Source organism: Halarcobacter ebronensis, assembly GCF_013201825.1.
Taxonomy (GTDB): Bacteria; Campylobacterota; Campylobacteria; order Campylobacterales; family Arcobacteraceae; genus Halarcobacter; species Halarcobacter ebronensis.
The window spans coordinates 2439678-2465657 of record NZ_CP053836.1 but is presented as its reverse complement, the minus strand read 5'-3'; the positions used below and the strand labels follow the sequence as shown (position 1 = coordinate 2465657).

General features: G+C 28.5%; 26 protein-coding genes. 25 read left to right on the top strand and 1 reads right to left on the bottom strand.

Annotated elements, in window-relative coordinates:
• Positions 1-20: 20 nt before the first annotated feature.
• The 21 genes from AEBR_RS12165 to AEBR_RS12065 all read left to right on the top strand — a co-directional run bounded on the left by AEBR_RS12165 (position 21) and on the right by AEBR_RS12065 (position 21308).
• Positions 21-914 (top strand): FliM/FliN family flagellar motor switch protein, encoded by an 894-nt coding sequence (locus tag AEBR_RS12165; protein ID WP_129086802.1) that lies wholly within the window; start codon positions 21-23, stop codon positions 912-914.
• A 3-nt stretch (positions 915-917) separates the two neighbouring features.
• Complete coding sequence (locus AEBR_RS12160; RefSeq protein ID WP_129086801.1) at positions 918-1676, top strand: motility protein A; 759 nt, start codon at positions 918-920, stop codon at positions 1674-1676.
• A 9-nt stretch (positions 1677-1685) separates the two neighbouring features.
• Positions 1686-2459: an OmpA/MotB family protein gene (locus tag AEBR_RS12155; RefSeq protein ID WP_129086800.1), complete on the top strand. Its 774-nt coding sequence runs from the start codon at positions 1686-1688 to the stop codon at positions 2457-2459.
• Between the two features lie 3 nt (positions 2460-2462).
• The gene (locus AEBR_RS12150; RefSeq protein WP_129086799.1) at positions 2463-2765 is read left to right on the top strand and encodes a hypothetical protein; all 303 of its coding nucleotides are present in this window, start codon (positions 2463-2465) and stop codon (positions 2763-2765) included.
• Positions 2766-2775: 10 nt separating this feature from the next.
• The gene (locus AEBR_RS12145) at positions 2776-3153 is read left to right on the top strand and encodes a hypothetical protein (protein WP_128978733.1); all 378 of its coding nucleotides are present in this window, start codon (positions 2776-2778) and stop codon (positions 3151-3153) included.
• Positions 3140-3535, top strand: coding sequence for a hypothetical protein (locus tag AEBR_RS12140; RefSeq protein WP_129086798.1), 396 nt, complete (start codon positions 3140-3142; stop codon positions 3533-3535). Before AEBR_RS12145 ends, AEBR_RS12140 begins: the two co-directional genes overlap by 14 nt.
• Positions 3532-4683 (top strand): flagellar biosynthesis GTPase FlhF, encoded by a 1152-nt coding sequence (flhF, locus tag AEBR_RS12135; RefSeq protein ID WP_129086797.1) that lies wholly within the window; start codon positions 3532-3534, stop codon positions 4681-4683. The genes AEBR_RS12140 and flhF overlap by 4 nt, the downstream gene beginning before the upstream one ends.
• 2 nt (positions 4684-4685) lie before the next feature.
• Positions 4686-5501, top strand: coding sequence for an AAA family ATPase (locus AEBR_RS12130; protein ID WP_128978739.1), 816 nt, complete (start codon positions 4686-4688; stop codon positions 5499-5501).
• Positions 5502-5548: 47 nt separating this feature from the next.
• The gene (locus tag AEBR_RS12125) at positions 5549-5869 is read left to right on the top strand and encodes a hypothetical protein (protein WP_128978741.1); all 321 of its coding nucleotides are present in this window, start codon (positions 5549-5551) and stop codon (positions 5867-5869) included.
• A gap of 10 nt (positions 5870-5879) precedes the next feature.
• Positions 5880-6185 carry a flagellar hook-basal body complex protein FliE gene (fliE, locus tag AEBR_RS12120; RefSeq protein WP_129086796.1) on the top strand — a complete coding sequence of 102 codons (306 nt, stop codon included), beginning with the start codon at positions 5880-5882 and terminating at the stop codon, positions 6183-6185.
• Positions 6186-6198: 13 nt separating this feature from the next.
• On the top strand, positions 6199-6657 hold the full coding sequence (gene flgC, locus AEBR_RS12115; protein WP_128978745.1) for a flagellar basal body rod protein FlgC: 459 nt from the start codon (positions 6199-6201) through the stop codon (positions 6655-6657).
• A 3-nt stretch (positions 6658-6660) separates the two neighbouring features.
• Positions 6661-8922 carry a hypothetical protein gene (locus AEBR_RS12110; RefSeq protein ID WP_129086795.1) on the top strand — a complete coding sequence of 754 codons (2262 nt, stop codon included), beginning with the start codon at positions 6661-6663 and terminating at the stop codon, positions 8920-8922.
• On the top strand, positions 8923-9672 hold the full coding sequence (locus AEBR_RS12105) for a flagellar biosynthetic protein FliR (protein WP_129086794.1): 750 nt from the start codon (positions 8923-8925) through the stop codon (positions 9670-9672). It abuts the gene before it with no gap.
• Positions 9673-9681: 9 nt separating this feature from the next.
• Positions 9682-10731 carry a flagellar biosynthesis protein FlhB gene (flhB, locus tag AEBR_RS12100; protein ID WP_129086793.1) on the top strand — a complete coding sequence of 350 codons (1050 nt, stop codon included), beginning with the start codon at positions 9682-9684 and terminating at the stop codon, positions 10729-10731.
• An 8-nt stretch (positions 10732-10739) separates the two neighbouring features.
• Positions 10740-12734, top strand: coding sequence for a tetratricopeptide repeat protein (locus tag AEBR_RS12095; protein WP_129086792.1), 1995 nt, complete (start codon positions 10740-10742; stop codon positions 12732-12734).
• A complete protein-coding gene (gene fliI / locus AEBR_RS12090; protein ID WP_129086791.1) occupies positions 12734-14038 on the top strand; it encodes a flagellar protein export ATPase FliI in 1305 nt (434 codons plus the stop codon). Before AEBR_RS12095 ends, fliI begins: the two co-directional genes overlap by 1 nt.
• Before the next feature lie 111 nt (positions 14039-14149).
• Positions 14150-16261 (top strand): flagellar biosynthesis protein FlhA, encoded by a 2112-nt coding sequence (gene flhA / locus AEBR_RS12085; RefSeq protein ID WP_129086790.1) that lies wholly within the window; start codon positions 14150-14152, stop codon positions 16259-16261.
• On the top strand, positions 16261-17727 hold the full coding sequence (locus AEBR_RS12080) for a BatD family protein (RefSeq protein ID WP_129086789.1): 1467 nt from the start codon (positions 16261-16263) through the stop codon (positions 17725-17727). Before flhA ends, AEBR_RS12080 begins: the two co-directional genes overlap by 1 nt.
• A gap of 9 nt (positions 17728-17736) precedes the next feature.
• Positions 17737-18444: an efflux RND transporter periplasmic adaptor subunit gene (locus AEBR_RS12075; RefSeq protein WP_129086788.1), complete on the top strand. Its 708-nt coding sequence runs from the start codon at positions 17737-17739 to the stop codon at positions 18442-18444.
• Complete coding sequence (locus AEBR_RS12070) at positions 18431-20140, top strand: molybdopterin-dependent oxidoreductase (protein WP_129086787.1); 1710 nt, start codon at positions 18431-18433, stop codon at positions 20138-20140. Before AEBR_RS12075 ends, AEBR_RS12070 begins: the two co-directional genes overlap by 14 nt.
• Positions 20127-21308: an MFS transporter gene (locus AEBR_RS12065; protein ID WP_129086786.1), complete on the top strand. Its 1182-nt coding sequence runs from the start codon at positions 20127-20129 to the stop codon at positions 21306-21308. Before AEBR_RS12070 ends, AEBR_RS12065 begins: the two co-directional genes overlap by 14 nt.
• An 11-nt stretch (positions 21309-21319) precedes the next feature.
• On the opposite strand, the gene bioD is transcribed toward AEBR_RS12065, so the two are convergent.
• Positions 21320-21928, bottom strand: coding sequence for a dethiobiotin synthase (gene bioD / locus AEBR_RS12060; protein ID WP_129086785.1), 609 nt, complete (start codon positions 21926-21928; stop codon positions 21320-21322).
• 136 nt (positions 21929-22064) lie between these two features.
• On the opposite strand from bioD, the gene clpS reads away from it, so the two are divergent.
• The 4 genes from clpS (at position 22065) to aat (ending at position 25978) form a co-directional block, all read left to right on the top strand.
• Positions 22065-22364, top strand: coding sequence for an ATP-dependent Clp protease adapter ClpS (clpS, locus tag AEBR_RS12055; RefSeq protein ID WP_128978769.1), 300 nt, complete (start codon positions 22065-22067; stop codon positions 22362-22364).
• Positions 22365-22367: 3 nt separating this feature from the next.
• Positions 22368-24599, top strand: coding sequence for an ATP-dependent Clp protease ATP-binding subunit ClpA (clpA, locus tag AEBR_RS12050; protein ID WP_129086784.1), 2232 nt, complete (start codon positions 22368-22370; stop codon positions 24597-24599).
• Between the two features lie 95 nt (positions 24600-24694).
• Positions 24695-25294 (top strand): c-type cytochrome, encoded by a 600-nt coding sequence (locus AEBR_RS15580; RefSeq protein WP_323807948.1) that lies wholly within the window; start codon positions 24695-24697, stop codon positions 25292-25294.
• Between the two features lie 15 nt (positions 25295-25309).
• Positions 25310-25978: a leucyl/phenylalanyl-tRNA--protein transferase gene (gene aat / locus AEBR_RS12040; protein WP_129086783.1), complete on the top strand. Its 669-nt coding sequence runs from the start codon at positions 25310-25312 to the stop codon at positions 25976-25978.
• Positions 25979-25980 lie beyond the last annotated feature (2 nt).

Below are 25980 nucleotides of genomic sequence, written 5' to 3'. Positions count from 1 at the left end.
ATAAGAGTAAAGGTTAGTTTTTGGCATCTGATTTATCAAGTTTTTTAAAAGATGAGTTATCAAATACATTAGAACAGTTATTATCGAAAAGTGTATCAATTGATTCTGTCAGTAGTCTTGAAAGTCCATTAGAAGAGACTCAATGTATTGAGGTTTTAGTTAAGTTTGAGTTTGCAGATATCTCTTTAAATTGGAATTTTTATATTCCAACTTTAACTGCTACAAAATTTGAATTTTTCATGCTAGGTGGTATGGGAGATTTAAAAGAGCACGTTGATGATGAAATAGTAGATGCTGTAAATGAGATAATTTCTAATGTATGCGGAAGTTTATGTACTGCTGTTAATGCGCAAGGCTTCCCTGATATATCATCAATAAAATCTGAAGTTACAAATGCTTCAATAAAAAACTGTAAAGAGATGGAAACTCCTGCAAATACTTATATCTTTGATTTAAGTCTTGATGGGGAAAAATTGCCAGTAAATATAGCTTTTGATAGTATCTCTTTGCCTTATTTAAGTGAAATTACAGGAGTAGGGGAGACTTTACAAAGTATTTCTCCTTCTGTAAACACAACACCAAATGTTATTTCTAGTAATATTCCTCCAACTTCACAAATGGGAGTTAGTTCTTTGCTATCAGAAGACGCATCACAAAATTTACAACTTCTTTTTGATATAAAATTAAAATTAAGTGTAAGATTAGGAACAAAAAATTTTCTTTTAAAAGATATATTAAGATGGGATATTGGTGAAATTATTGAACTAGAACAGATGGTAAATGAACCTTTAGATATTTTAGTTAATGGTGTTAAAATTGGAGAGGGTGAAGCAGTAATTGTTGAGGGAAAATTTGGATTAAAAGTTAAATCAATTGGTAATGACTCAACTAAACTTAATCAAATAGGATTTTAATAGATGGATAAAAGTACTCTTGGTGGATTAATCGGTGGTTGGACGCTTGTTTCTTTAGCAATTATGTTAGGAGGAGTAGGGTTCGGTCCATATATTGATGTTCCTTCTGTACTTATTGTTCTTGGAGGTTCAATGGCTGTTATTGCCGGTCAATTTGAAGCAAGTGATTTAAAAAGAATTATCCCTTCTTTAAAGGTTGCTTTTCGTGAAACTAATGCAGAACCTTTACCTGAACTTGTTGAGAAGATAATTTTTTACGCAACAGAGATAAAAAAGCATGGTGTAATGCATGTTGAACAAAAAGTTTTAGAAGAGAGAAATCCTTTTTTTAAAGAGGCTTTTCAACTTTTAGTAGATGGTACAAAGGTTGAAACTATGGAACCTTTATTAAATACAAAACTTCAATATATTGATAAAAGACATAATACAATGATAGGTTTATTTGGTAATTTAGGTGGTGTTGCAGGTTCAATGGGAATGATTGGTACACTTGTTGGGCTAGTTGCAATGCTTGCGAATCTATCAGATCCAGCTTCTGTTGGTCCAGCAATGGCAGTTGCATTGATTACTACACTTTATGGGGCATTAATTGGGACACTTTTTGCTGGATTAGTTGAAAGTAAACTGACTCAAAAACATAAGAAAGAGTTAGACTCTTATGAGATTATTATCCTTGGCGCAAGTATGATTGCAGCAGAAGAATCAATAGGTAATATAAAAATGCAATTAAACTCTATCTTAGTAGATGTAGCAGAGCAATAGTAGGGTTTTATGGCAAAAGAAAAGTGTCCAGACTGTCCAAAATGCTTACCAGGTTGGCTTGTACAATTTGGTGACTTAATGTCACTATTACTCACTTTTTTTATTCTTCTTTTATCTATGGCTGTAATGGATAAAAAAAAGGTTGAAGAGTATTTTAACATAATGAGAAAAGCTATGGGTTTCATTGAAGCATCTACTGATGTTCAAACCCAATCAGAAAGTTACTCAACTAAAGATAGTAATTCTCAAGATGATAACACTGAGTCTATTGATCAAGTAACGGAAGATGCTGTTCAAGTTGTAACTGAAGTTGTAGAACAAATGAATGAAAATATAAAGGAACAATCAGAACAGATTCAAATTGAAAAAGGGAAGAATGAGTTTACTTTAGATATTCCTTCAACTGTTATGTTTGAAGAGGGAGAATATCTTATCTCTAACCTTAATGCAAAAAGATTTATTGCAAAAGTTGCAAGAGTTATTAGAACAATGCCTCAAACATATAGTATAGAAATAATTGGGCACACCTCTTCAAGCATGTATAAAAATGATAAAATTCCTAGAGATAATTGGGATTTATCTGCACTTCGTTCAATAGAAGTTGTAAAAGAACTTATAAAAAATAAAATTGATCCAGCAGTTTTAAAGGTTTCAGCATATGCTTCTTATCATCCAAAAAGTGAGATGGCTGCTGATAATAGAAGAGTTGAAATGAGATTTTTCTCTGAAAATAATCAAGAAGATTTATTAGCAGAAGAGAACTTTTTTGATAGATTGGAGTAAATTATGGAGATAAATACTAGTTTCCCAGATGTAAATATGGTAAAAGCAAATAGTGCTAAATCATATGAAAATATAGATACTTCTAAATTAGAAGATGAAGCTCTTAGAAAAGTAGCTAATGATTTTGAAGCCTTTTTTATGCAACAACTTTTAGATGTATCTTTAAAAGATGTAAATGTTGCAGGTGAAGGAAATGCTGGAGAAATTATAAAAGGTATGTATACTGAGGCTATTTCATCACAAAGTACAGGTAGTGTTGGAATTAGTGATTTACTATATAATTTCTTATCTGAAAATAATAAATAAAGAGTCTGTTATGGTTGATAAAATAGTAACTGAAATGATTGAACTTGTGAAAGAAATGCAGAGTTATATAGAACAAGATATTGAAGATATAAAAAATGCAAAACATGCAGAATTGTTAAATAGAAATGATATAAAACAAGAGTTAATTGATAGTATTACCCTTTACAAACAAAAACTAAATGAAGCAATAGTAGCTGAAATGAAAGAGGGTATTGACGTTAATATATACAGAGATAAAGTTGATAATTTAGAAGTTGAACTTAGAACCCTTTATGATTTAAATAGAAAACTTGCATTAATTGTTGAACCAATCCAAAAAATGTATAAAGATATTGTTGATGAAATTGCAGAAAATAATGGTGGAGTTATTTTTGATGTTAAAGCTTAGTGGCATAGTTTTTCTTTTGTTATTTTCTCAAGTATTTGCTATTGAAGTAACTGTAGTTAATAAAGATGTTGATTATAAAGAGCTTTTAACAAAAGAAATATTAACAAAAACTGATGTAGATAGTGTAAAAAAACTTTGTGAGCCGATTCCTTATTCAGAACTAATAACTAATAAATATCTAGCAAAAAGATATATGAAAAAAGGAACAGTTATTTGTGATAGAGATATAGAAGAGTATGAAAAAAAATCTGTACTTTTTAACTTTGGTACCATACAAATTGAAAAATATGGAAAGATTATATTTGAAAATGATGAATATATTAAAATAAAAGATAATGATGGCAATGTTGAAAAAATTTACAAAGATGGACGAATAGAATGAATATGTTGTCATTTTTAGGTGAAACTCCAACTGCAGCGTTAAGAAATGCTCAAGAAGAGTGTGGTGAAGATGCAATAGTTGTTTCAACAAAAAAGATTTCTAGTGTTAAAGATGGTAACAAAGATATGTATGAAGTTGTTGTTGCTTTAGAAGATGAACAACAATCTTTAAAGCATACAAAAAAATTTAAAACTTCAGAATCTAACGGTTTGCCATCAAGAAATATGGATGTAAAATTTTACGACTTCAGAGAAGAGATATTAAAAATGCAAGATGCAATAATGCAGGTGCAGAAATCTCTATGGAATCCAAAAAGTCAACTTTATGATTTAAATATTCCACCTGAATTTGTTGATATGTATAATCTTTTTGAACAAAATGAGTTTGATCAAGAGATGACTTATACCATTATGAAAAAAACTATAAAACAACTACCCGTTGCTTTAAAATCTAATCCAAAAAAGGTAAATGATTTTTTTAAACTTGTTCTTAGAAGAATAATCCCTATTAAACAAGAGGTTCCTTTAAGAAAACATCAAAGAAAAATAGTAATGATGGTCGGACCAACAGGTGTTGGAAAGACTACAACTATTGCAAAACTTGCAGCAAGATATGCTTATAAACTAGGACAAAATTATAAAGTAGGAATAGTTACTTTAGACTCATTTAGAGTTGGTGCAATGGAGCAGTTACAAGCATATACAAATATTATGAGATTGCCCCTTGAAATAGTAAAAAAGCCAGAAGAATTAGTTGAAGCACTTTTAAGACTAAAAGATTGTAATTATATATTTATTGATACAGCTGGTTCATCTCAATATGATATTGATAAAATTGAGTTAATTAATGAGTATCAAGAAAAAGTACATGAACTTCCTATTGAAAAGATTTTGGTTTTGCCTGCAAATGTTAAACATAGTGATCTTATTGATATTTATACAAATTATTCAAGACTAAATATAAATTATTTAACTTTTACAAAGCTAGATGAAACTAAAAGTTTTGGTAATCTAATATCTTTTGCCCATAAAACTAAGAAATCAATAACTTATTTCTCTATTGGTCAAAATGTTCCAGATGATTTAATAGTTTCAGATTCAAGTTTTTTAATTGATTGTTTTATGAATAATGCTTGTAAACGGAGATAGCCTTGTTTAATAGTATTTCCACTCAGGCTAATAAATTATTACATCTAACAAAAAAAAATAGCACAGCTTCAAAAACAAAAATTATAACAATAACATCTGGAAAAGGTGGTGTTGGAAAGTCAACTTTTACTGCAAACATGGCTTATTTATTGGCACGAAGAGGTTATAAAATTGCAATAGTTGACGCAGATATTGGACTTGCTAATATGCAAGTATTGTTTGATATTAAACCAAGACTTACTCTCTTTGATTATATTGAAGGTAGAAATACAATAAATGAGATTATCTCTTCAACTGCATATAATAATTTGGATTTGGTAGCAGGGAAAAGTGGTTACCAATATGCAAATCTAAAAAACTCTTTAGTTTTAAGCCGAGTTGTAGATGAAATAAAAGGCTTAAACAAATATGATATTGTTTTAATAGATACAGGTGCCGGACTAAATGAATATGTGCAAGAGTTTTTGTCTGTTTCTAATAATATTTTGGCATTAACAACAACTGATCCTTCTGCATTAACTGATGTTTATGCTCTAATGAAAATGCTTTCAATTGACAAAGATAGACTTTTAATCTGCTTTAATCATACAAAAAATTATAAGATTGGTGAAACAATTGCGAATTCTTTAGTAAATTTAGCTAAAAAAAATAGGTTAAATCATAATTTTGTGGTAAAATATATAGGCAATGTTTCAACATCAGCAAATATAACAACAACTTCAAGGTTGAGAAAGTTATTTGCACATGAATTTATTAATGATGAAATAACAAAACAGTTACATTTGGTTATTGATTCATTATTGGAAAATATTCATTAAATCAGATTTTGCGTTAGCATTTAATATTTTATAAATAGTGGAAGATAATGGTAGTAGAAAAATTTTCTCAAAGCGTACTTAATAGTGGTATCTTTAGACTGTACATAGCTACAGGCTTTTTCGCTACATTAATATTCTTTGTTATAAATGCAGAACTATTTACTCCATTAGAGATGATTGCTGGGATTATAGGGGTAACAATAATCTTAAAAGGCATATCTAATATGATGTTATCTTTGATTATTTTACTATTTAGTTTGGATAATAAAAGAGAAGAACTAGATTTTAAATATAACGAAGAGAAGATAAATGCTATTTTAGCAGAGCTTACAGTACATGATGCAGATGCTGTAATTAAAAAAAGATAAAGGATTTTAAATGAATAGTATATCACCAATAGGTGTTTCGTCAATTAATTCACTTTTAAATAATCAAACAAATAATCAAACAAATAAAACAGATGATAAAAGTTTTTCAGAGTTATTGAATAATGCTATTACTGAAGTTAATGGAACACAAGTTGATGCATATAATGCAATGGAAGGTATAGCAACAGGAAAAGTTAAAAACCTTCAAGAAGCAGTTCAAAAAATAGAAGAGGCAGATTTATCTCTTAAATTAGCTCTTGAAGTCAAAAATAAAGCATTGGCAGCGTATAAAGAAATTAAATCAATGCAAATATAAATAGGAGGTTAGTATGGGTTTTTTCGATGGTTATAATATAGCTGTTTCTGGTATGTCAGCTCAAAGAACTAGAATAAATGTAGTAAGTGCAAATATAGCTAATGCAAAAACAACTCATACAGCTGAGGGTGGACCTTATAAAAAACAAGATGTAGTTTTTGAAGAGGTTCTTTTGCAAGAGAATAATAAATCAAATAAAACATCAGAAAAAAATATAGTTGAAAATCCTGATTTATCTTTAAGAGGAGTAGGAGTAAAATCTATAGTAGAAGACGATGCTCAACCAGTGATGAGATATGAACCTTCTCACCCTGATGCAAATGAAGATGGATATGTTGCATACCCAAATATTAATCCTGTTATTGAGATGGTTAATTTAATTGAGGCTATGCGTTCATATGAAGCTAATGTTTCAGCTTTTAGTACACATAAAAGTATTGATTCTAAAACATTGGATATAATTAAAGTGTAACCTATGACAAAAGAGATAGATTTTTTATCAATTCTTAAAAGTGATAATACTACAGCAAAAACTACAAAAAGTTCAGAAAAAGAGGGAGCTTCTCTCTTTGATACACTTTTAAAAAGTAGTAAAGATGAAGTTGATAATAAATCAAATAATGACCAATCTTCTGACAAAACAAAAAATTTAAGTAATCAAACAATAAATGGTGACGAAAAAATTGAAGAAAATAGATCTTCAACAATAAAAAATGATAAGAACATTGAAGAGAGTCAAGATAGTGAAAATAATACTAAATCTACAAAAAGTGGAAAATCTTTTCTTGACAGATTAATTTTGGAAGCTAATAAAAATAGTGAGTTACAAGAAACAGATTTGGGATCTGATAATATAAAAACAACAAAAAACAACACTGAAACCATAACTAATCTTGTATTAGATGAAGAGAATAATAAATCAAAAACAACTAAAGAAAATATTAATGATACTTCTTCTACACAAACTAATAAGAGTGAAAAACTTGATGAATCATCTTTAAATACAGAAAATAATAAAAATGATACAACTAAAAAATTATTGAATGAGAAAATATCTTCTGATGAAAAGAGCGTAGATTCTGATTTAAATACAAACAAAACAAATTTAGAAACTGATACTAATATTGAAGAAGACAAGGATAGCAATAAATCTTTAGATAAGAGTGAAACTTTAATAAATAAAGATAAAAGTCAAGAGTTAGCTACTAAAGATATAAATTTAGTAAATAAAGAAAACACTACTTCAACAGATATTGAAAGTTCTGATATTTTAAAGGATGGTAAAGAGATAAAAGATTCATCTTTAACAAATCAAAATAATAAAAATGAATCTGAAAATATTAAAACTACAAATGATAATGAAAGTTTAATAAGTAAAGCTAAGACTCAAGAGTCGATAAATAAAGAAAACATCTCATTAACAGATATAAAAAGCTCTGATACTATAGAAAATGGTAAAGAGATAAAAAGTAGTTTATCTTCAAATAATCAAGATATTAAAAATAAAGTAGAAGTTAGTAATAAAAATATCATTGATAACGATGAAGAAGTAAAAAATAATAAATCTTTAGAGAGTAAAAATTTAGTAAATAAGAATAAAATTCAAGAAACAGAAATAAAAGATTCTAGTACAACAACAAAAAGTACTAATTTAAATTTGAATGGAGCGGAAGAAATATCAAAAAAATCTTTTGACAGTGAATCTTTAGTATCAAAAGATGAAAGAATTAATCTAGATAAAAAAGCTTTAAGTGATACTAAAAACATAGAGACTAAAGAGAACAAAACAACAAACTCATCATTTCTTGATAAGTTAATTCAAGATTCAGAAGAGATAAATTTGTCAAAAAATCCTCAAAATCAAAATACTACAACACAAAAATCTACAGATATTGTAACAAATATATTTTTGAGTACTCAAAAGGGATCAGTTCAGTCTCAATTGATGGCAAATAAGAGTGATAATGTAAAAATGGTAAAAGATGCTAACTCTTTAAAAGATGTTAAAGAGGGAGCTGATGGTTTAGATTTAGGGTTGGATAGTCTAGATGTAGCAACCCAAGAGGCTGAAATAGAACCAGAAACACCTAAAAAATTAAATAGGGATAATAATTCATTATTATCAAAATTAGCACTAAATACAAAAAATATAAATACATCTTTAATAACTGAAGATACTGTTACAAATCAAACAACAACTTCAATAAGTGATAATAGTTTAACTTCAGATGAACAAACTGTTAATTTGAATGTAAACTCTTCATTAGCAACTTCTATTCATACAAAAATAATTGGAGCTAGACAACAAATGGCTTCAATGATGTCAGATGTAGCAAGAAGTATGTATGAGAACTACAAACCGCCAGTTACTGCATTTAGAATTAATCTTACACCTGCATTTTTAGGTAGTATTGCAATATTAATGAGAAATAATAAAGAGAATTCTCTTACTATTAATATGACTATGTCTCAGTCAACTACCCATGATTCAATGATAGAAAACCAATCGATGCTAAGAGATGCTTTACACAAAACATTTAATAGTAATGAAAATAATAATAATCAAACATCTTTTGATTTGAATTTTGGTAAGGATGATGGAAATAATTCTAATAAATCAACTTTTTCAGATTTACAAGAGGAAAATAATCAGACTACAAAAAAACACTCTTCAGAAGAAATTGTTGAATCTATTATAGAGAATCAGGATTTTGCTGAAGATATGAACTATATGTAGATGCAAGAACTGATATCTTTTCTTGGTGAAGAGAAAATCTACTCTTTTCTTCTTCTTTTTGCAAGAATTCTAGCGTTTATGGTTTTTTTACCAGTTTTTAGCCACGTTGCAATATCTTCAACAGTAAGAGTTGCGGCAGCTTTTTTTGTTACAATTTTTTTGTATCCTTTGGTTAATGTTCAAGGAGATTTTACTCAAGATAGTTTTATTATAGCTATTGTTTCAGAACTAACCCTTGGTTTTATTGCTAGTATGCTTATTATGGTTGCCTTTAATGCTGTGCATATTATTGGAGATTTTATTGGTCAAGCAACAGTATTATCAATGGCAAGTATGTTTGACCCTTCAACAGGTACAAATGAGGGGTTAGTAGGTAGACTTTTATATTGGATTGCATTAATGGTTTTTTTTGAAACAGGTATGTATGAGATGACAATTGTTATGATTACAAAAAGTTTTTCTATGATTCACTTGGGAGCTTTTAATATATTCTCTTATGATGGTATTCAAATAGCAATTAATGAAATTAATAGAATGTTTGCTTTTGCTTTTTCTTTTGCCTTACCTCTTTTTTTCATAAGTTTTATATTAGATATATATTATGGGTATGGAACAAAATCAATGCCTGCTTTTTCACCTTTTGTAATCACTTTTCAGTTAAAATTTGCTTTAATATTTATATTTTTGATACTAGGGATGCAGATATTTACAGAGAGTTTTACAAACTATTTAATTACAAAGTTTCAATAAGGTAATTTTATGGCTGATGAAGAAGAAAAAACAGAAGAGCCCACCAGTAAAAAGCTTGATGATGCAAAAAATGAGGGAAACGTACCTAAATCTGCTGAAGTAACTGGAGCAGCAATTCTTTTTTTTGGGTCAATATATCTGTTATTTTTTTCAACACAAGCTGTTGATCAAGTTAAAAAGTTAATGTATTTTATATACAGTTTTATAGGACATGAACTAGATAGTAATGTCTATTACTCAATAGCATATACTTCTGTTTTAGCATTACTAAAAATATTAGCTCCTCTTTTTATTTTAGTTTTACTTTTAGTATTTATATCAAACTATAGCCAATTTGGTTTTGTAACAGTTCCCTTAAAGTTAAATTTGCAGAAACTTGACCCCATAAAAGGATTAAAGAGTCTTTTTGCCTTTAAAAAATTATTAGAAGCTTTAAAATTAACTTTTAAACTTACAATTATAATTATAGTTATGTTTCTAGTTTTGATTTTTACATACAAATCATTTTTAGCAATGATGAATATGGAGTTAATGGCAACAATCTCATCAATAATTGATTTGACCTCTTACTTCTTAGCTGCCATACTTTTAATTATAATTATTTTTGCTATAATAGATTTTTATTTTACAAGGCATTACTATTTTAAATCACTTAGAATGAGTAAGCAAGAGATAAAAGATGAGTTCAAGAATATGGAAGGGGATCCACAAGTCAAATCAAGAATTCGTAGAATTCAAATGAAAATGGCTATGAATAGGATGATGACTAATGTTCCTGAAGCAGATGTTGTAATAACAAACCCAACGCACTATGCAGTTGCTTTAAAATATGACAATAAAGTGGATAATGCTCCAAAAGTTGTTGCAAAAGGTATTGATTTTATTGCGTTAAAGATAAAAGATATTGCAAGGGATAATAAGATTCCCATTATTGAGAATCCATCTTTGGCTAGGTCAATTTATTCACAAATAGAAGTTGATCAAGAGATACCAAGTGCTTTTTATAAAGCATTAGCTGAGATATTCTCTTATGTATATGAGTTGAAAAAGAAAAAATAGAGGTTAATTTGAAATTATTTGCAGTTTTAATATTAGTTATTTCATTTTTAGAAGCCAAAAAAGATTTTTTTTATAATTTTATTGACTCTTCTGGAAATCAGATATCTGAAAAGAGTAAGTTACAGATTTCTGATGGTTTTGAAGTAATTAATCAAGCTAGAAAACTTGCAAAAGAGGGACGAATTGATGAAGCTTATAGCCAAATAGAGGCTTTTAAAGCACAAAATAAAATTAGAATTTTAGAATCTGATATTTATATTTTATATGCAGAATTATGTCTAAAAAAGAAATCAAAAAGATTGATTATTCAAGCAGCAAAAGAGCTTGAGGCAGCAATTAATAACTCAAGAATTCATGAAGATGAGTTGGCTCATGCATATATGATATTAATTGAGTTGAAGTTAAATTTAAATAGAGCAGAGGATGCTGTCTATTTTTCAAATATAATTATAAATAATTTTGACAATCCAGTAACAAAAGCCTATGGAAAAATCTATTTATCAAAAGTCTATAAATTTCAAAAAGATTATTCAAAAGCAATAAATATTTTATATAAAATTTTAACTGAAACTACAGATGTATTAGTTGCTACCATTGTTGCAGATGAACTTTTTGATGTTTATATTTTAGATGATAAAAAAGATGAAGCAAATAAATTGATTTCAAAAGTTTTGCAAAGAAATATTGATTATTATGCTGATGACTCATATCTTGCCCTTGAAAAGGTGGATAAACTTGTTAAAGTTGGTATGCCAGGGTTTGCTGCTGAAATATTAGAAGAGCTTCTCAAAAGAACCACTAGTAAAAACTCAATTGAAGATTTTAAGTTTAAGCTTGCTGATACTTATATGAATATGTATGATAGAACCCCTAAATATCTTATAAAAGCAAGGGAACTATTTAAAGATGTGATTAATGATTATCCAGAGGGTATATATTTTGAAAAATCAAAAATGTATTTGGATGAGATATTAATGAGAGAGGGAAAAATTGAACCGGCTATTTTAGTTACAAAATATCCTTCTTCTGAATCAATGGAACAAAAAGTATTATTGCAAGAGTTATTAAATGATTGGAAAAGAAAAAACTTTGAAATAATAATCAAATCTGAAAGAGTTTATAAAAAGATATCTGATAGCATTGCAAAAAGATTTGGTTTTGATTCAATTGGTACAATCTTTGATGAGATAAATATTGATATGATAAAAACCTATTTAAAAGATGGAAAATGTTCTCTTTTAGGTGATATTTTAGATGGTACAAGATCTGAAACTTTTGAGCTTTTAGTAAAAGATGAAGAGGTAAAAGACAGCTTTTTTGAGTGTACAATAGAGTCTCCCTCTGAGAAAATTTATGGAAAACTTGTTACTGCATTTAATGATAAAAGAGATGCAAATATCTATCTATATTTGGAGAGAATGGCAATAGCTTTGAAAAAATATAGTGATGCAAAAAATTTATCGGCAAAAGTTGAAATGGTTGATGATAAAAGTGTATTAAGCAAAGAGTTCCTTTATAGATTTTTAATTCTTTATGAACAAAGTGATATTGTAGCTTTTGATAGATTTTTTGATTATGCAAGAAAAAATCCAAACTATATTGAAGATAATAAAGAGAACCCTATAATAATAGATTTTTATTATAGCTACTATTTATATCTCTTAAGAAAAGATTTAAAAGTTGAAGCAAAAGAGATTTTGGATAGATTGTATAACAAACAGCAAGAGTTAAATGCACATATTTATTCTCCTTTTGTTGAATTGGAACTTGCAAAAAATGAACAAAGTAATAATAACTATGATAAAGCATTAGAACTCCTTTTAAATTCACTTGATTATACAAGAAAGATAAAACCAAACGATTTAGCTCAAACATATTACGAAATAATAAAACTATATGACTCATTTGGTAATAAAATAAAAAAAGATGAGTATATTACAAAATGTAAAGAGATAAAAGATGCAAAAGATAGTCTTTATAAAAAAATGTGTGATGAGATGTAATGGATATAGATAAAATTTTAGATAGCATTGATTCCACAAATCTATCAGTTCCTTTTGGAAGAATTGTACATATCTCTTCAACAACAATTAAAGCAAATGGAATTGAAGTAGCAGTTGGAGATATTGTAAGAATTGAGTCTCAATCTCACACTTATACTGTTTTAGGGATGGTTGCTTCCATAGAATCTAAAGATTTTACAATTGTACCTTTCTCTTTTATTGATGGTTTTAGAATACAAGATAAAGTATATTTACAAAAAGAGGGCTTATCTGTAAAAGCAGGTTATGGCCTTTTAGGAAGAGTAGTTAATGCTTTGGGTGAACCAATAGATGAAAAAGGGAAAATTAGAGATTTAGAGGAGAGTTCGGCTATAAATAAACTCTCTATGCCAGCTCTTGAAAGGGGAATTATTGATGAAAGATTCTCAACAGGCGTAAAAGCAATTGATACTATGTTAACTTCAGGAAAGGGACAAAAAGTAGGTATTTTTGCTGGTTCTGGAGTTGGAAAATCAACTCTAATGGGAATGATTGTAAAAGGGTGTGAAGCACAAATAAAAGTTGTTGCACTAATTGGGGAAAGGGGAAGAGAAATCCCTGAATTTATTCACTACAACTTAAATAATAAGTTAGAAAATACAATTATAGTTGCAGCAACTTCTGATGAATCAGCGCTTATGAGAAAATATGGAGCTTTTACCGCAATGGCAATTGCTGAGTTTTTTAGAGATAAAGGTCATGATGTTCTTCTTATGATGGACTCAGTTACAAGATTTGCCATGGCTCAAAGGGAGATAGGACTTAGTACAGGAGAACCTCCTGTAAGTAGAGGATATCCACCTTCTGTATTTGCTCTTCTTCCTCAGTTAATGGAGAGAGCAGGAAATAATGCAAAGGGTTCAATTACAGCTTTTTTTACAGTTTTGGTTGATGGAGATGATTTAAATGATCCAATTGCCGATCAAAGTAGATCTATTTTAGATGGACATATTGTTTTAACAAGAGAATTAACTGAACAGGGTTATTATCCTCCAATTAATATACTTAAATCAGCTTCAAGGGTTATGGATAAAGTAGTTGCAAAAGATCACTATAATGACTTTTTAAAGCTAAAAAGGATATTATCTCTCATTAAAGAGAATGAAGTTTTGGTTAGAGTTGGCGCTTATAAAAAGGGAATGGATCCTGAATTGGATGATGCCCTTGAGAGAAAAGAAAAAATCAGAAGTTTTTTAACCCAGAGTACAGAAGAGCAGTATAATTTTAATGAAATTATTGCAAAATTCAAAGAGGTATTTAAATAGATGCAAAGAGAAAAATCTTTCTATTTTTTAGCAACTTTTCCTTCTGTTTGTGCTAAATCTACAAAAAATAGAAAACAATCTTTAATAATTTCCTAAATAGTTAAAGTATAAATGAATATAAAAAGATTTTTTTCAAAAGACCTTTTAGTAGTTGCACTATTTGTTGCAATTTTAATGATTATCATTGTTCCTTTACCAAAAGGGATACTTGATTTTTTCCTAGTTATATCTTTGTCTTTATCTTTATTGATTTTACTTATCTCTTTATATATTCAAAAGCCTTCAGATTTGACAACTTTCCCTACATTAATACTTATTTTAGCACTATTTAGACTATCTTTAAATATTGCAACTACAAGGTCAATTTTAAGCGAAGGGCATAATGGACCAGAGGCAGTAAGTTCTATTATTTCAGCTTTTGGAGAGTTCGTTGTTGGTGGGAATATGGTAATTGGTATTATTGTATTTATTATTCTTGTTCTTATTAACTTTATGGTTGTAACAAAAGGTGCTACAAGGGTTGCAGAAGTAACAGCAAGATTTACTCTTGACTCAATGCCAGGTAAACAAATGGCAATTGATGCAGACTTAAATGCAGGATTTATTGATGATAAACAAGCCCAAGTAAGAAGAAAAGAGCTTATTACCGAAGCAAACTTTTATGGAGCAATGGATGGGTCTTCAAAGTTTGTAAAAGGTGACGCCGTTGCTGGTATCATTATTACCATGGTAAACCTTATAGGTGGTCTTTTAATCGGTCTTTTTCAACATGATATGACAATTGCACAAAGTGGAGAGATATATACAATTTTAACTATTGGTGATGGATTAGTTGCTCAAATTCCTGCGTTAATTTTATCTACTGCAACAGCAATTATAATAACCCGTTCAAATATGGATGAAGATAGATTTGCAAATCAATCAATTTCACAAATGATAAAAGATTCTAAGTCTCTTATATTAGTTGGTATTGGTATGATACTATTTGGTTTTGTACCAGGGTTTCCTACTGGAATCTTAGTTATAATGGGTTTATTGATGGTATTTATTGGATATACAATAAGCGTAATAGAGGCTGGCAAAGAGAATTTTATTACCAAACTCTTTGTTTCAAAAGAGAGTAAAAAAGTGGAATCTCCTTCTGACTTAAAAGATTTTAAAGACAAGAAAAAGAAAAGCGCTCCTGATGAAAAGAAAACTATGGAAAACATAATGAAGATGGAAGTGTTAGAGCTTAAACTTGGAGTTAGACTTTTACAACTTGTTCAAGGGGATTCTGAATTATTAGATAAAATTAAAGCAATTAGAAAAACAATTGCAAGTGAATTAGGCTTTATCATTCCTCAAATTAGAATCTCAGATGATTCTAGTTTACCTGCAAATGAGTATGAATTGTATTTAAAAAGAATACCTGTATCAAAAGGTAGAGTTGAGATTAATAAACTTTTAGCAATGGGTGGAGTACCTAATGCTGACTTAAAAGGTCTAAGAGTAAAAGAACCAGTATTTCAACTTGATGCAATTTGGATTGATTCTAAACTTAAAGAAGAAGCTTTGATGAAGGGGTTTACAGTAGTTGATGCACCAACTATTATCTCAACACACATCTCTGAACTTATTAAAAAATATGCTGAAGATATTATTACAAGACAAGATATTGTGGATATTATTGATGGGCTTAAAAAAGATTTCCCTATTGTTGTAGAAGAGGCTATGAAAGTAACTTCTTATGGTTCTTTATTAAAAGTTTGTAGAGATTTACTCCATGAAAAAATACCAATTGTTGATATGTTGACAATTATTGAAGCAGTAGCAGATATAGCAGAATTTACAAAAATACCTGATGTACTTTTAGAGCATGTAAGAAGTAAATTATATAGACTTATTACAGAAAAATTTAAAGATACAGATAATACTCTTCATATTATTACTATAAAACCTGATTTGGAACAACAATTTATAGGAAAACTTCAAGAACAACATGGAGTTTCACAACTAATGCTTTCTATTTCAGAGATAAATAATTTAGTTACTAAAACAAAAGCTATGTTAGAAAAGTTAGAGAGCAAAGGTTTGGGTAAAATTGTAATGGTCGTTGACCCTCTACTTAGAAAAAGAGTATCTGAAATTTATGAAAAATTTGGACTTCAACTAGCTGTATTATCCCATGCAGAGCTTGATTCAAAAGCTAGTTTTTCAATTGAAGGAACATTGGAGTTTTAATGAACTGTCTTAGAGTTTTAATACTATTTTTTCTTTTTTTATCTTCATTGTATGCTGAAGTTCTTCTAAAAGCTCCTGATAGTTTTGTAAAGGGTGAAGCCTATTTTTTTGAATTGGAAGTTTCAGGAGAATCTCTTAAATTTCCTAAAATTGAAAAAATTGATGATTTTGTAGTTCAAGAACAAGGTACTTCAAAGTCTATGCAATATATAAATGGAAACTATTCAGAAAAATATATAAAAAGATATATGATAGTTCCAGATAAAAGTTTTACAATCCCTAGTTTTAAATTTATTATTGATGACAAAGAGGTATATACAAAAAGTAAAAGTATTTCAGAAAAAAGAGTAGATAAAACTGATTCTACAGATTTTGATTTGACTTTAATCCCTTCTAAAACTTCTTTGTATGTGGGTGAAGAGCTAAATATAAAATTGGTTTTTAAATATAAAAAAGATTTACAAATAACAAATCTTGGTTTTGACAAACCTCATTTTGAAAATTTCTGGTATAAAAAACTAGATAACTCAAATAAAAGATATGAAGATAATGGTTTTATTGTACAAGAGCTAGAGTTTTTACTTTTCCCTCAAAAAAGTGGAGAGTTGTCTGTTGGACCTTTGAGAGTTGATGTTCAAATGGTTAATAGAGCTAATAATACACCTTTCTCTTTTTTTACAAGTTTGCCAGTTGAGAAAAAAATATACTCAAATAGATTGAATTTTAGTGTAAAAAGTTTACCTTCAAATATCTCTTTAATTGGTGATTTTAATATTGATGCAACAGTAGATAAACAAAAGATAAAAGAGGGTGAATCTATATCTTTAAAGCTTAATATTGATGGTGTAGGTAATTTTGATGATATTCAAGATATAAAACTAAATATTCCAAATGCAACAATTTATGATAATAAGCCTGAGATTAAAACAAACTATACAAATAGAGGATATGAAGGAACATATACAAAAGTTTTTTCAATTGTTCCAAGTGAATCTTTGGTTATTCCAAGTATCAAAATAGAGTATTTTGATAAAAAAGAGAAAAAAATTATAACAAAACAGAGTAAATCTTTTAAAATTGAAGTTGAAAAAAGTAAAGAGCAAAAAGCAGTTTTAGAAAAGTCTAAAGAGCAAACTACCAAGAGTTTAAAAGAGAGTGTTGTAATAGAAGAACTTTCAATTAGACAAAGAGTTGAATATTTTATTTTTGGTATAATTACCACGTTATTTATTTTTGGTTTATATACTCTTGTTAAAATTCAAAATAGTAAAAAAGAGTCAAAAGATGCTCCTTTGGTAAGTTTGATTAAAAGGGCAAAAACAAAAAATGAAATGATTAAAGTTTTAATTCCTTTTTTAAAAAAGGATGAAAAACTTGATAAACTAATTTTTGAGTGTGAAAGTCAAAAAGATTTTAAAATTCTAAAAAAAGAGATTTTAGAGAGAATAAAAGAGATTAAAATTTAAGAGGTATATATGAAATATTTATTGTTAGTTTTTTTATCGCTAAACTGTTTATTTGCAAATGAGTTTTATGCAAAACTAGAACCTATTGAGAGTTATGAAATAAAAGCAGCTGTTAGTGGCAAAGTAATATATGCTAATAGAGATATAGAAGGTAAAAAAGCAAATAATAGTACTATTGTTGAGCTTGATTCTTATGTCAATAAAATTGACTTAGAACAATCTTTGAATAAATTAAAAGCTATTGAAGAGATGATTGAGCTTCAAAATAGAAACTATCAAAGATTATTAAAAATCACTTCAAAATCTGGATATGAGAAGGATAACCAAAAAATAAATGTTATTAACCAAGAGGTTAATAAAGCGGATATGTTAATAAATATTGCAAATTTAAAAGATAGTATAAAAAATAAAAAATTAGTTGAGAAAAATTTTTATATCTATAATATTGCAGTAAATGAAGGTGATTATGTAACTGCTGGTACTCTTTTGTATGAAGCAAAAGATTTAAGCAAAGGAAAATTGGAGATTTATGTTCCAATTTTGGATATTGATGATATAAAAAACAAAACAATATATCTTGATGGAGAGAAAACCAATTTGAAAATAGAGAAGATTTTTGATGTTGCTGATTCTCAACACATCTCTTCATATAAAGTAAAAATAGTTTTAAATAATCCAAAAAAATTTTCAAGGTTGATAAAAATTGAGTTTAAGTAAAAATAGTATTGCCTGTCCACTTGATTGTTATGATACTTGTGAAGCACTATATGAAAATGGTTTAATAAAAGGGAACAAAAATCATAGAGTAACAAATGGAAAACTCTGTATAAATTTTGCAAATTTGCAAAATGAGAACTTCTTAAAAACTGCATATTATGAGAATAAAGAGATAACTTTAGAAGAGTCTTTAAATATTTTAGTTGAAAAACTTAAAAATACAAAACCTGAAAATACACTTTTTTATAAAGGTGCTGGAAACCTTGGAATAATGCAAAGTATTACAAAAATATTTTTTGCTTCATATGGTTCTGTTTTAACAAAAGGAAGTCTTTGTGATGAAATTGGAGGTTATGGTTTAGCTAAAGGAAGAGGTAAATTAGTAAACCCTCCAATAGAAAATTTGATTAATAGTGATGTAATTATTGTATGGGGAAGAAATTTTTCTGTTAGCTCTCCTCATATGTACAATTTGGTTAAAGATAAAACTTTTATCACAATTGATCCAATAAAAACAGATATTGCAAAAAAAAGCTCTTTACATCTACAACTTAATCCAAAAACTGACCATGAGTTAGCACTTCTTCTTACAAGATTTGCGTATATGGAAGATATGGAAGATGAAGAGTTTATTAAAAATAATTCTAATAATGTAGAAGATTTTTTTGATCTGGCAAAGGAAAAACCTCTTCTTTCATATGAAAAAACAACAGGAATTAGTTTAACTGATATTACAAAATTTTTTGAGTTAATAAAAAATAAAAAAGTTGCAATACTTATTGGTCTTGGAGTTCAAAAGTACTATGAAGGTGCACAAATAATAAGAACTATTGATTCCTTTGCTGCATATATTGGAGTTCATAACAAAGATTACGGTGGTGTTTGGTATTTAGATGAATCTGCTGCTGGTTATGAAAAGCAGATAGTATCAAAACCTAAAAAAAAGATTCCCCTGCCAGAAGTTGATTTCTCACAATTTGATTTGGTTTTTATTCAAGGAGCAAATCCTGTTGTAAGTGCACCAAATACTAAAAGAATCGTTGAAGGATTAAAAAATAGTTTTGTAGTCTATTTTGGTACAACTTTAAATGATACGGCAAAATATGCAAATCTGATTATTCCTGCATCAAATTTTTTGACAAAAGGTGATGTAAGACTCTCTTATGGACACAACCTAAAAGCAGTTTCAAATGCCGTTATAGAAAAAGAAGAAGGAACAATAAGTGAGTATGAACTTGCATCCTTTTTAACAAAAGAGTTCTCTTTTGAAAACTTAAAAGCTGAAGAAGAGATTTTGAATTACTATAAAAATACAGTTCCGAATAAATCTCATAAAATGGAAACTTTTAAGTTTATTGAAGAGTTAGAGATTGAGAATTTATATGAAAATAAAGAAGAGAATCAATACTATTTTATTACTGCAAAAAGAAAAAGGAATCTAAATTCACAATTTGAGAGTGATGACAAAGCCTATTTCAATCCAAGCAGTGGTTTGAAAGAGAAAGAGATGGTAAAACTTTTTACCGATTATGGGGAAGCTATATTTGAAGTGGCTTTAAGTGAAGATGTAAAAGAGAATTGCATATTAACCTATGCAGGGAACAAAAAAGCGAATTATCTAACACCTTTTAAAAAAGATGAAGTGGCAGATTCTGCAACTTTGCAAGAGGTACTTGTAACAATTGACATATCGTGAACTATTAACTAATTATCCAATTATTAGACAACTATCATTACTACAATTCATTGCATATTTTGGCTCTTGGTTTTCCAATGTTGCTATTTATACAATGGTTGTTGATTTTGGATCATCTGCTTTTATTATTGCCTTAGTAACAGCAATGCATCTACTACCAGCAGTTTTAATTGGTCCATTTTCTGGGGCAATTATAGATAAAGTTAGAGTAAGAGCTTTGATGCTAAGTCTACTTTTAACTGAACTTATTATGACTTTGCTTTTTTTAACCATTGATAGTAAAGATGACTTATGGTTATTAATGGTTCTAATTTTTATTAGAATGGGAAGTTCTTCTATGTTTTTCTCAACGGAGATGACACTTCTTCCTAAGTTAATAAAAGGAAGAGCCTTACAAAAAGCAAATGAGATACACTCAATTATTTGGTCTTTTACCTATGCAGCAGGTATGGCAATAAGTGGAGTTGTTGTTCACTCTTTTGGAATAAAAACTTCAATTATCATAGATGCTCTATTTTTTATTGTGGCAATAATTCTATTTTTTAATATTGAGTTTAAAATAGAAATTATTCATACAAAAGAGAAAATAAGTTCAATGATAAAAGATGGTTTTTTATATTTAAAAAAGAACAAACTTATCCTTCATCTAATAGTATTACACTCTAGTGTTGGGCTTACATCTTTTGATACATTAGTAACTCTTTTGGCAAAAAATGAGTATAAATATGTAATAGCTGTTCCTTTAGCAATAGGAATTACAAATGCAGTAAGAGCTTTTGCTTTGATGATTGGCCCACTTTTTATTACCAATAAAGTAAATAAGGATACTTTGACATATATCTTTATTTTTCAAGGTTTGGCAATTATTATTTGGAGTTTTTTACAGTTTGATTTTTATTACTCTTTAATTGCACTTTTTTTAACAGGTTTTGCAACTACAACTATTTGGTCTTATACTTATGCTCTTATACAAGAGGGTGTTGAAGAGAAATATTTAGGAAGAGTAATATCTTATAATGATATGATTTTTATGATTTCAAATATTGTTACAACTTTTTTTATTGGTATTGCTGCATCTATTATCTCTTTGGAGTTAATAACTGCCATTTTAGGTTTTGGTTTTTTTGTTTTTGCTTTATATTATAATTGGTTGAAAAAGTTTTTATAAAAGTTGGAGAATTACTCCAACTCATGAAGAAAGTTCAACTTTCCAAAATAATCTTCTAAAAAGGGTTTTGATACTTCCTCAAAACTCTCTTTATCTTGAAAAAGATTAATATACCACTCAAAACCTATCTCTCTTCTTTTTAAAGCCTCTTGTGAAAGAAGAATGTCATTTATACATCCTAGTTTAGATGGAGCAATCAAAATTGCTTTTGCCTCAAATATTTTTATTAAATCAATCATAAAAAGATCTTCCAAAATTGGTACCATTAAACCACCAGCACCCTCAATTACTAAAAAATCACACATGGTTTCTAAATAGTTTATTTTATCTTTTAAGAACTCAAAATCAATATTTTGTTCACCTTTAGCAACATATGGAGCAGCTGGAAGCTTAAATTGATAAGGAACCACATCATTAATTGTTGCAGTAAAATCATTATTTAATTCTTTTACAAGATTTAACATCTTTGTTCCATCTAAAGGAGAGTCAATAACTCCAGTTTCACAAGGCTTAAAATATCCTACTCTTACGCCTTTTTTTGCATAATATTTTAAAATTGTTTCACAAGCATATGTTTTCCCAACATCTGTATTAGTTGCAGTTACAAATACCCTTTTCATTATAATCCTTTTTTATAAATTATTATTTTTTAAAAAATAAAAGAAGCTTTAAAATATTTTGTAAACATTTTGTTTTACTAAGATTAGTTCTTTTTTGTTATAATATATACAACAATAAATTAAAAAGAGGTATATTGTGGCAAACGAATTAGAAATTGAACTTGATAATGACCTGGAAGTAGAAGAGCCAAAGAAATTTAAAGTACTACTATTAAATGATGATTATTCAACAATGGATTTTGTAATTGACGTCTTAACAAAAGTTTTTAGAAAGAATATTGATCAAGCTACAAAAATTATGTTAAATATTCATAATAATGGGAAAGAAGTTTGTGGAATATATACCCATGAGATTGCAACAACAAAAGTGGCTCAGGTTAAGTCCTTAGCGAGAGAAAAGGGGTTCCCTTTAAAAGCAATAATGGAAGAAGAATAAAAAATGATTAGTAAAGAATTAAGAAATATATTTGCGCAAGCAGTAAACTATGCAAAAAAGAGTAGACATGAATATTTAACAATTGAGCATGTTTTTTTAATGCTTATTCATGATGAAGTTATTGAAAATTTATTAAATGATTTGGGATTAGATAAAAATAAAATCTTTAATCAAATAAAAAAACATATTGATGAAAATACTCCAATTTTCCCTGAGAATATTCAAGATGAACCTATTGAGACAATTACACTTACTTCTACAATTGAGAATATGGTAGCACATACTCAAAATAGTGGTAGAAGAAATGCAAGTGTTGAAGATATGTTTGTTGCTATCTTAAAAGATGAAAAATCTTATGCAACTTATGTTCTAAAATCAGCAGGAGTTGAAAGGGTTGATATCTTAGAAGAGATTTCTCATAAAGAGGAAACAGAAGAGCCAAATGATTTTGATGACTTTAAAGAAGATGACGATGGAAAAGATAATAAGGTTTTAGATAAAAACTCAACTGAACTTGTAGCTTTAGCAAAAAAAGGTGATATTGATCCAGTTATTGGAAGAGTAAATGAGATAGGAAGAGTTATTCAAATTCTAAGCAGAAGAAAGAAAAACAATCCAATTTTAGTTGGTGAACCTGGTGTTGGTAAAACTGCTATTGCAGAAGGTTTAGCTTTAGAGATTGCAAATAAAAGAGTTCCAGAGTTTTTAGAAGATGCAAAAGTATTTTCACTAGATATGGGATCAATGGTTGCAGGAACTAAATATAGAGGGGATTTTGAGAAAAAATTAAAAGCTTTGTTAAAAGAGATTACAAAAATTCCTAATGCAATTTTATTTATTGATGAGATTCATACAATAGTTGGGGCTGGAAGTGTAAGCGGAAGTTCAATGGATGCTTCAAATATCTTAAAACCAATGCTTGCAAATGGAAAGTTAAAATGTATTGGGGCAACTACTTTTAGTGAGTTTAGAAATGATTTTTCAAAAGATAAAGCACTTAGTAGAAGATTTGCAAAAGTTGATGTTGATGAACCTTCTTTGGAAGATACTGTTCAAATATTAGAGGGTTTAAAATCTAAATATGAAGATTATCATGGGGTAAAATATAGCAAAGCAGCAATAGAAGTTGCCGTTGAACTTAGTAAAAAATATATCAATGATAGATTTTTGCCAGATAGTGCAATAGATGTTATTGATGAGGTTGGGGCAAGAAAAAAAATAGAGTATTCAACTGTAAATAAAAACAATATTAATATTACTCAAAAAGATATTGAAGATACAGTTGCAAAAATGGCACATATTCCTTCAAAATCAACAACAAAATCAGATATTTCATTGCTTAAAAGCCTTGAAAAAAGTATGCAAAAAAGAGTTTTTGGACAAGATAGTGCTATTGCAACTATAGTTCAATCAATAAAAAGAAACAAAGCTGGGCTTAATATTGATAAAAAACCAATAGGAAGTTTCCTATTTACAGGACCAACAGGTGTTGGTAAAACAGAGGTTGCAAAAGAGTTATCTAATCAATTGGGTATCCACTTTGAAAGATTTGATATGAGTGAATATATGGAAGCTCATACTGTTTCAAGACTTATTGGAGCTCCTGCAGGATATGTAGGGTTTGAAAATGGTGGGCTTTTAACTGAAGCAATTAGAAAACATCCACATTGTGTACTTTTATTGGATGAAATAGAGAAAGCTCATCCTGATTTGATGTCAATTTTACTTCAAGTTATGGATAATGCAGAATTAACTGATAATAGTGGAAATAAAGCAGATTTCCAAAATGTAATACTTATTATGACATCAAATTTAGGTGCTAGTGAAGCAAATGTAATGGGATTTGCAAAAGATGATTCTCTAAATGAGAATAAAGCAATAAACAAATTCTTTGCACCAGAGTTTAGAAATAGACTTGATGCTATGGTAAGTTTTGTATCATTAGATATCTCTATTGTTGCAAAAGTTGCAGGTAAATTTATTGAAGATTTAGAAAAACAACTTGAAAACAAAAAAATCAAAATTGCAATTAGTGCAAAAGCAAAAAATGAACTTGCAGTTTTAGGTTATGATAAAGCAATGGGAGCAAGACCTTTAGCTAGAGTAATCTCTGATAAAATTAAAAATGTTCTGACTGATGAGATACTTTTTGGAAGACTTAAAAAAGGTGGTAATGTAAAAATTGATTTTGTTGATGATGAGTTTAAATTCACTTATACTCCTTTAAAAAGTTAGTGTAGAGTTTTTTAGATTTTAATTAAAATAATTTATTAAATGTTTTTTAATAAAAATCATGTACAATTTCAACTTATTTTGTATAAGGAAAAATAATGAATAAAATTTTATTTAGTTTGATTGTTGCAGCTTCAATTTTTGTTGGATGTTCTGATGAAAAAGTAGAAACCACTACACAAAATGAAGAAGCAAAAGCTCCTCAAGAAAAGTTTGTTACACAAACAAAAGAATCAGCTGCTGAAGTTGCAGCTACAATAGTAGAAGAGTCTAAAAAAGTTGCACAAGCAGGTTCTGAAGCAGTAAAAGATATGACAAATGATGTTATAGAGAAAAGTAAAGAGATTAAAGAAGAAGCAGTAAAGAGTGTAAATCAAACAAAAGATAAAATTGAAGATAGTATAAATAGTATTGTTGAAGCAAAATCAGCTATAAATGATGAGTCTAAAACAATGTTAGATAAAGGAAAAGCTTTATATTTAAAGTGTGCAGGCTGTCATGGAGCAAGTGCTGAAAAACCTGCATTAGGGAAATCTCTAGTCATTAAAGGGTGGAGTAAAGAACAAATTGTTAGTGCACTAGAGGGGTATAAAAATGGAACTTATGGTGCAGTAATGAAAGGCGTAATGAAAAGCCAAGTTTCATCAATGACTAAAGAAGATATTGAGGCAGTTGCTGAGTATATTTCTAAATTCTAATTAAGACCAATAATCTTGGATATTTTCCCTTTAGATAACTACTCTTATAGTTTTCCAAATCCAAGATTGGCTTCAAATGAGGGAATTTTAGCTTATGGTGGAGATTTGTCTCCAACTAGGCTATTTAAAGCTTATTCAATGGGAATCTTCCCTTGGTATAATAAAACTGATCCTATTCTTTGGTGGAGCCCTAATCCTCGCTTAATTTTAAATCTAGATGAGTTTAAAGTTTCAAAGTCACTAAAGAAAACAATCAATAGTAATATATTTGAAATAAAATTTGATGAAAATTTTAAAGAGCTTATGCTTGAGTGCTCAAAGATAAAAAGAGAGAATCAAAAGGGTTCTTGGATACATGATGAGGTTATAGAGTCATATAATGAGTTTTATAAATTAGGTTTTGCTCACTCTTTTGAAAGCTACTATGAAGGGGAATTAGTGGGTGGTGGTTATGGTGTTGTAATTGGTGATATCTTTTGTGGAGAATCTATGTTTGCAAAAAAAAGTGATGCTTCTAAAGTTGCTTTGTATTACCTTATCGAGAGACTGAAAAAGAGTAATTTTAGATTAATAGATTGTCAAATTCCTACAAAACATTTAAAATCATTAGGAGCAAAAGAGATTAGTAGAGATAGCTTTTTAGAGTTAATACAAAAAGCTTTAGAAAATCCAAGAGAATTTTAAAA

Excerpts from the sequence above, each read along its gene's own strand:
- flhA (WP_129086790.1), top strand. The coding sequence starts at position 14,150 with ATGAATATAAAAAGATTTTTTTCAAAAGACCTTTTAGTAGTTGCACTA.
- clpA (WP_129086784.1), top strand. The coding sequence starts at position 22,368 with ATGATTAGTAAAGAATTAAGAAATATATTTGCGCAAGCAGTAAACTAT.
- AEBR_RS12140 (WP_129086798.1), top strand. The coding sequence starts at position 3,140 with ATGTTAAAGCTTAGTGGCATAGTTTTTCTTTTGTTATTTTCTCAAGTA.
- AEBR_RS12155 (WP_129086800.1), top strand. The coding sequence starts at position 1,686 with ATGGCAAAAGAAAAGTGTCCAGACTGTCCAAAATGCTTACCAGGTTGG.
- AEBR_RS15580 (WP_323807948.1), top strand. The coding sequence starts at position 24,695 with ATGAATAAAATTTTATTTAGTTTGATTGTTGCAGCTTCAATTTTTGTT.
- flhF (WP_129086797.1), top strand. The coding sequence starts at position 3,532 with ATGAATATGTTGTCATTTTTAGGTGAAACTCCAACTGCAGCGTTAAGA.
- AEBR_RS12110 (WP_129086795.1), top strand. The coding sequence starts at position 6,661 with ATGACAAAAGAGATAGATTTTTTATCAATTCTTAAAAGTGATAATACT.
- AEBR_RS12125 (WP_128978741.1), top strand. The coding sequence starts at position 5,549 with ATGGTAGTAGAAAAATTTTCTCAAAGCGTACTTAATAGTGGTATCTTT.
- bioD (WP_129086785.1), bottom strand. The coding sequence starts at position 21,928 with ATGAAAAGGGTATTTGTAACTGCAACTAATACAGATGTTGGGAAAACA.
- AEBR_RS12145 (WP_128978733.1), top strand. The coding sequence starts at position 2,776 with ATGGTTGATAAAATAGTAACTGAAATGATTGAACTTGTGAAAGAAATG.
- AEBR_RS12150 (WP_129086799.1), top strand. The coding sequence starts at position 2,463 with ATGGAGATAAATACTAGTTTCCCAGATGTAAATATGGTAAAAGCAAAT.
- AEBR_RS12075 (WP_129086788.1), top strand. The coding sequence starts at position 17,737 with ATGAAATATTTATTGTTAGTTTTTTTATCGCTAAACTGTTTATTTGCA.
- fliE (WP_129086796.1), top strand. The coding sequence starts at position 5,880 with ATGAATAGTATATCACCAATAGGTGTTTCGTCAATTAATTCACTTTTA.
- AEBR_RS12160 (WP_129086801.1), top strand. The coding sequence starts at position 918 with ATGGATAAAAGTACTCTTGGTGGATTAATCGGTGGTTGGACGCTTGTT.
- AEBR_RS12105 (WP_129086794.1), top strand. The coding sequence starts at position 8,923 with ATGCAAGAACTGATATCTTTTCTTGGTGAAGAGAAAATCTACTCTTTT.
- flgC (WP_128978745.1), top strand. The coding sequence starts at position 6,199 with ATGGGTTTTTTCGATGGTTATAATATAGCTGTTTCTGGTATGTCAGCT.
- AEBR_RS12080 (WP_129086789.1), top strand. The coding sequence starts at position 16,261 with ATGAACTGTCTTAGAGTTTTAATACTATTTTTTCTTTTTTTATCTTCA.
- fliI (WP_129086791.1), top strand. The coding sequence starts at position 12,734 with ATGGATATAGATAAAATTTTAGATAGCATTGATTCCACAAATCTATCA.
- flhB (WP_129086793.1), top strand. The coding sequence starts at position 9,682 with ATGGCTGATGAAGAAGAAAAAACAGAAGAGCCCACCAGTAAAAAGCTT.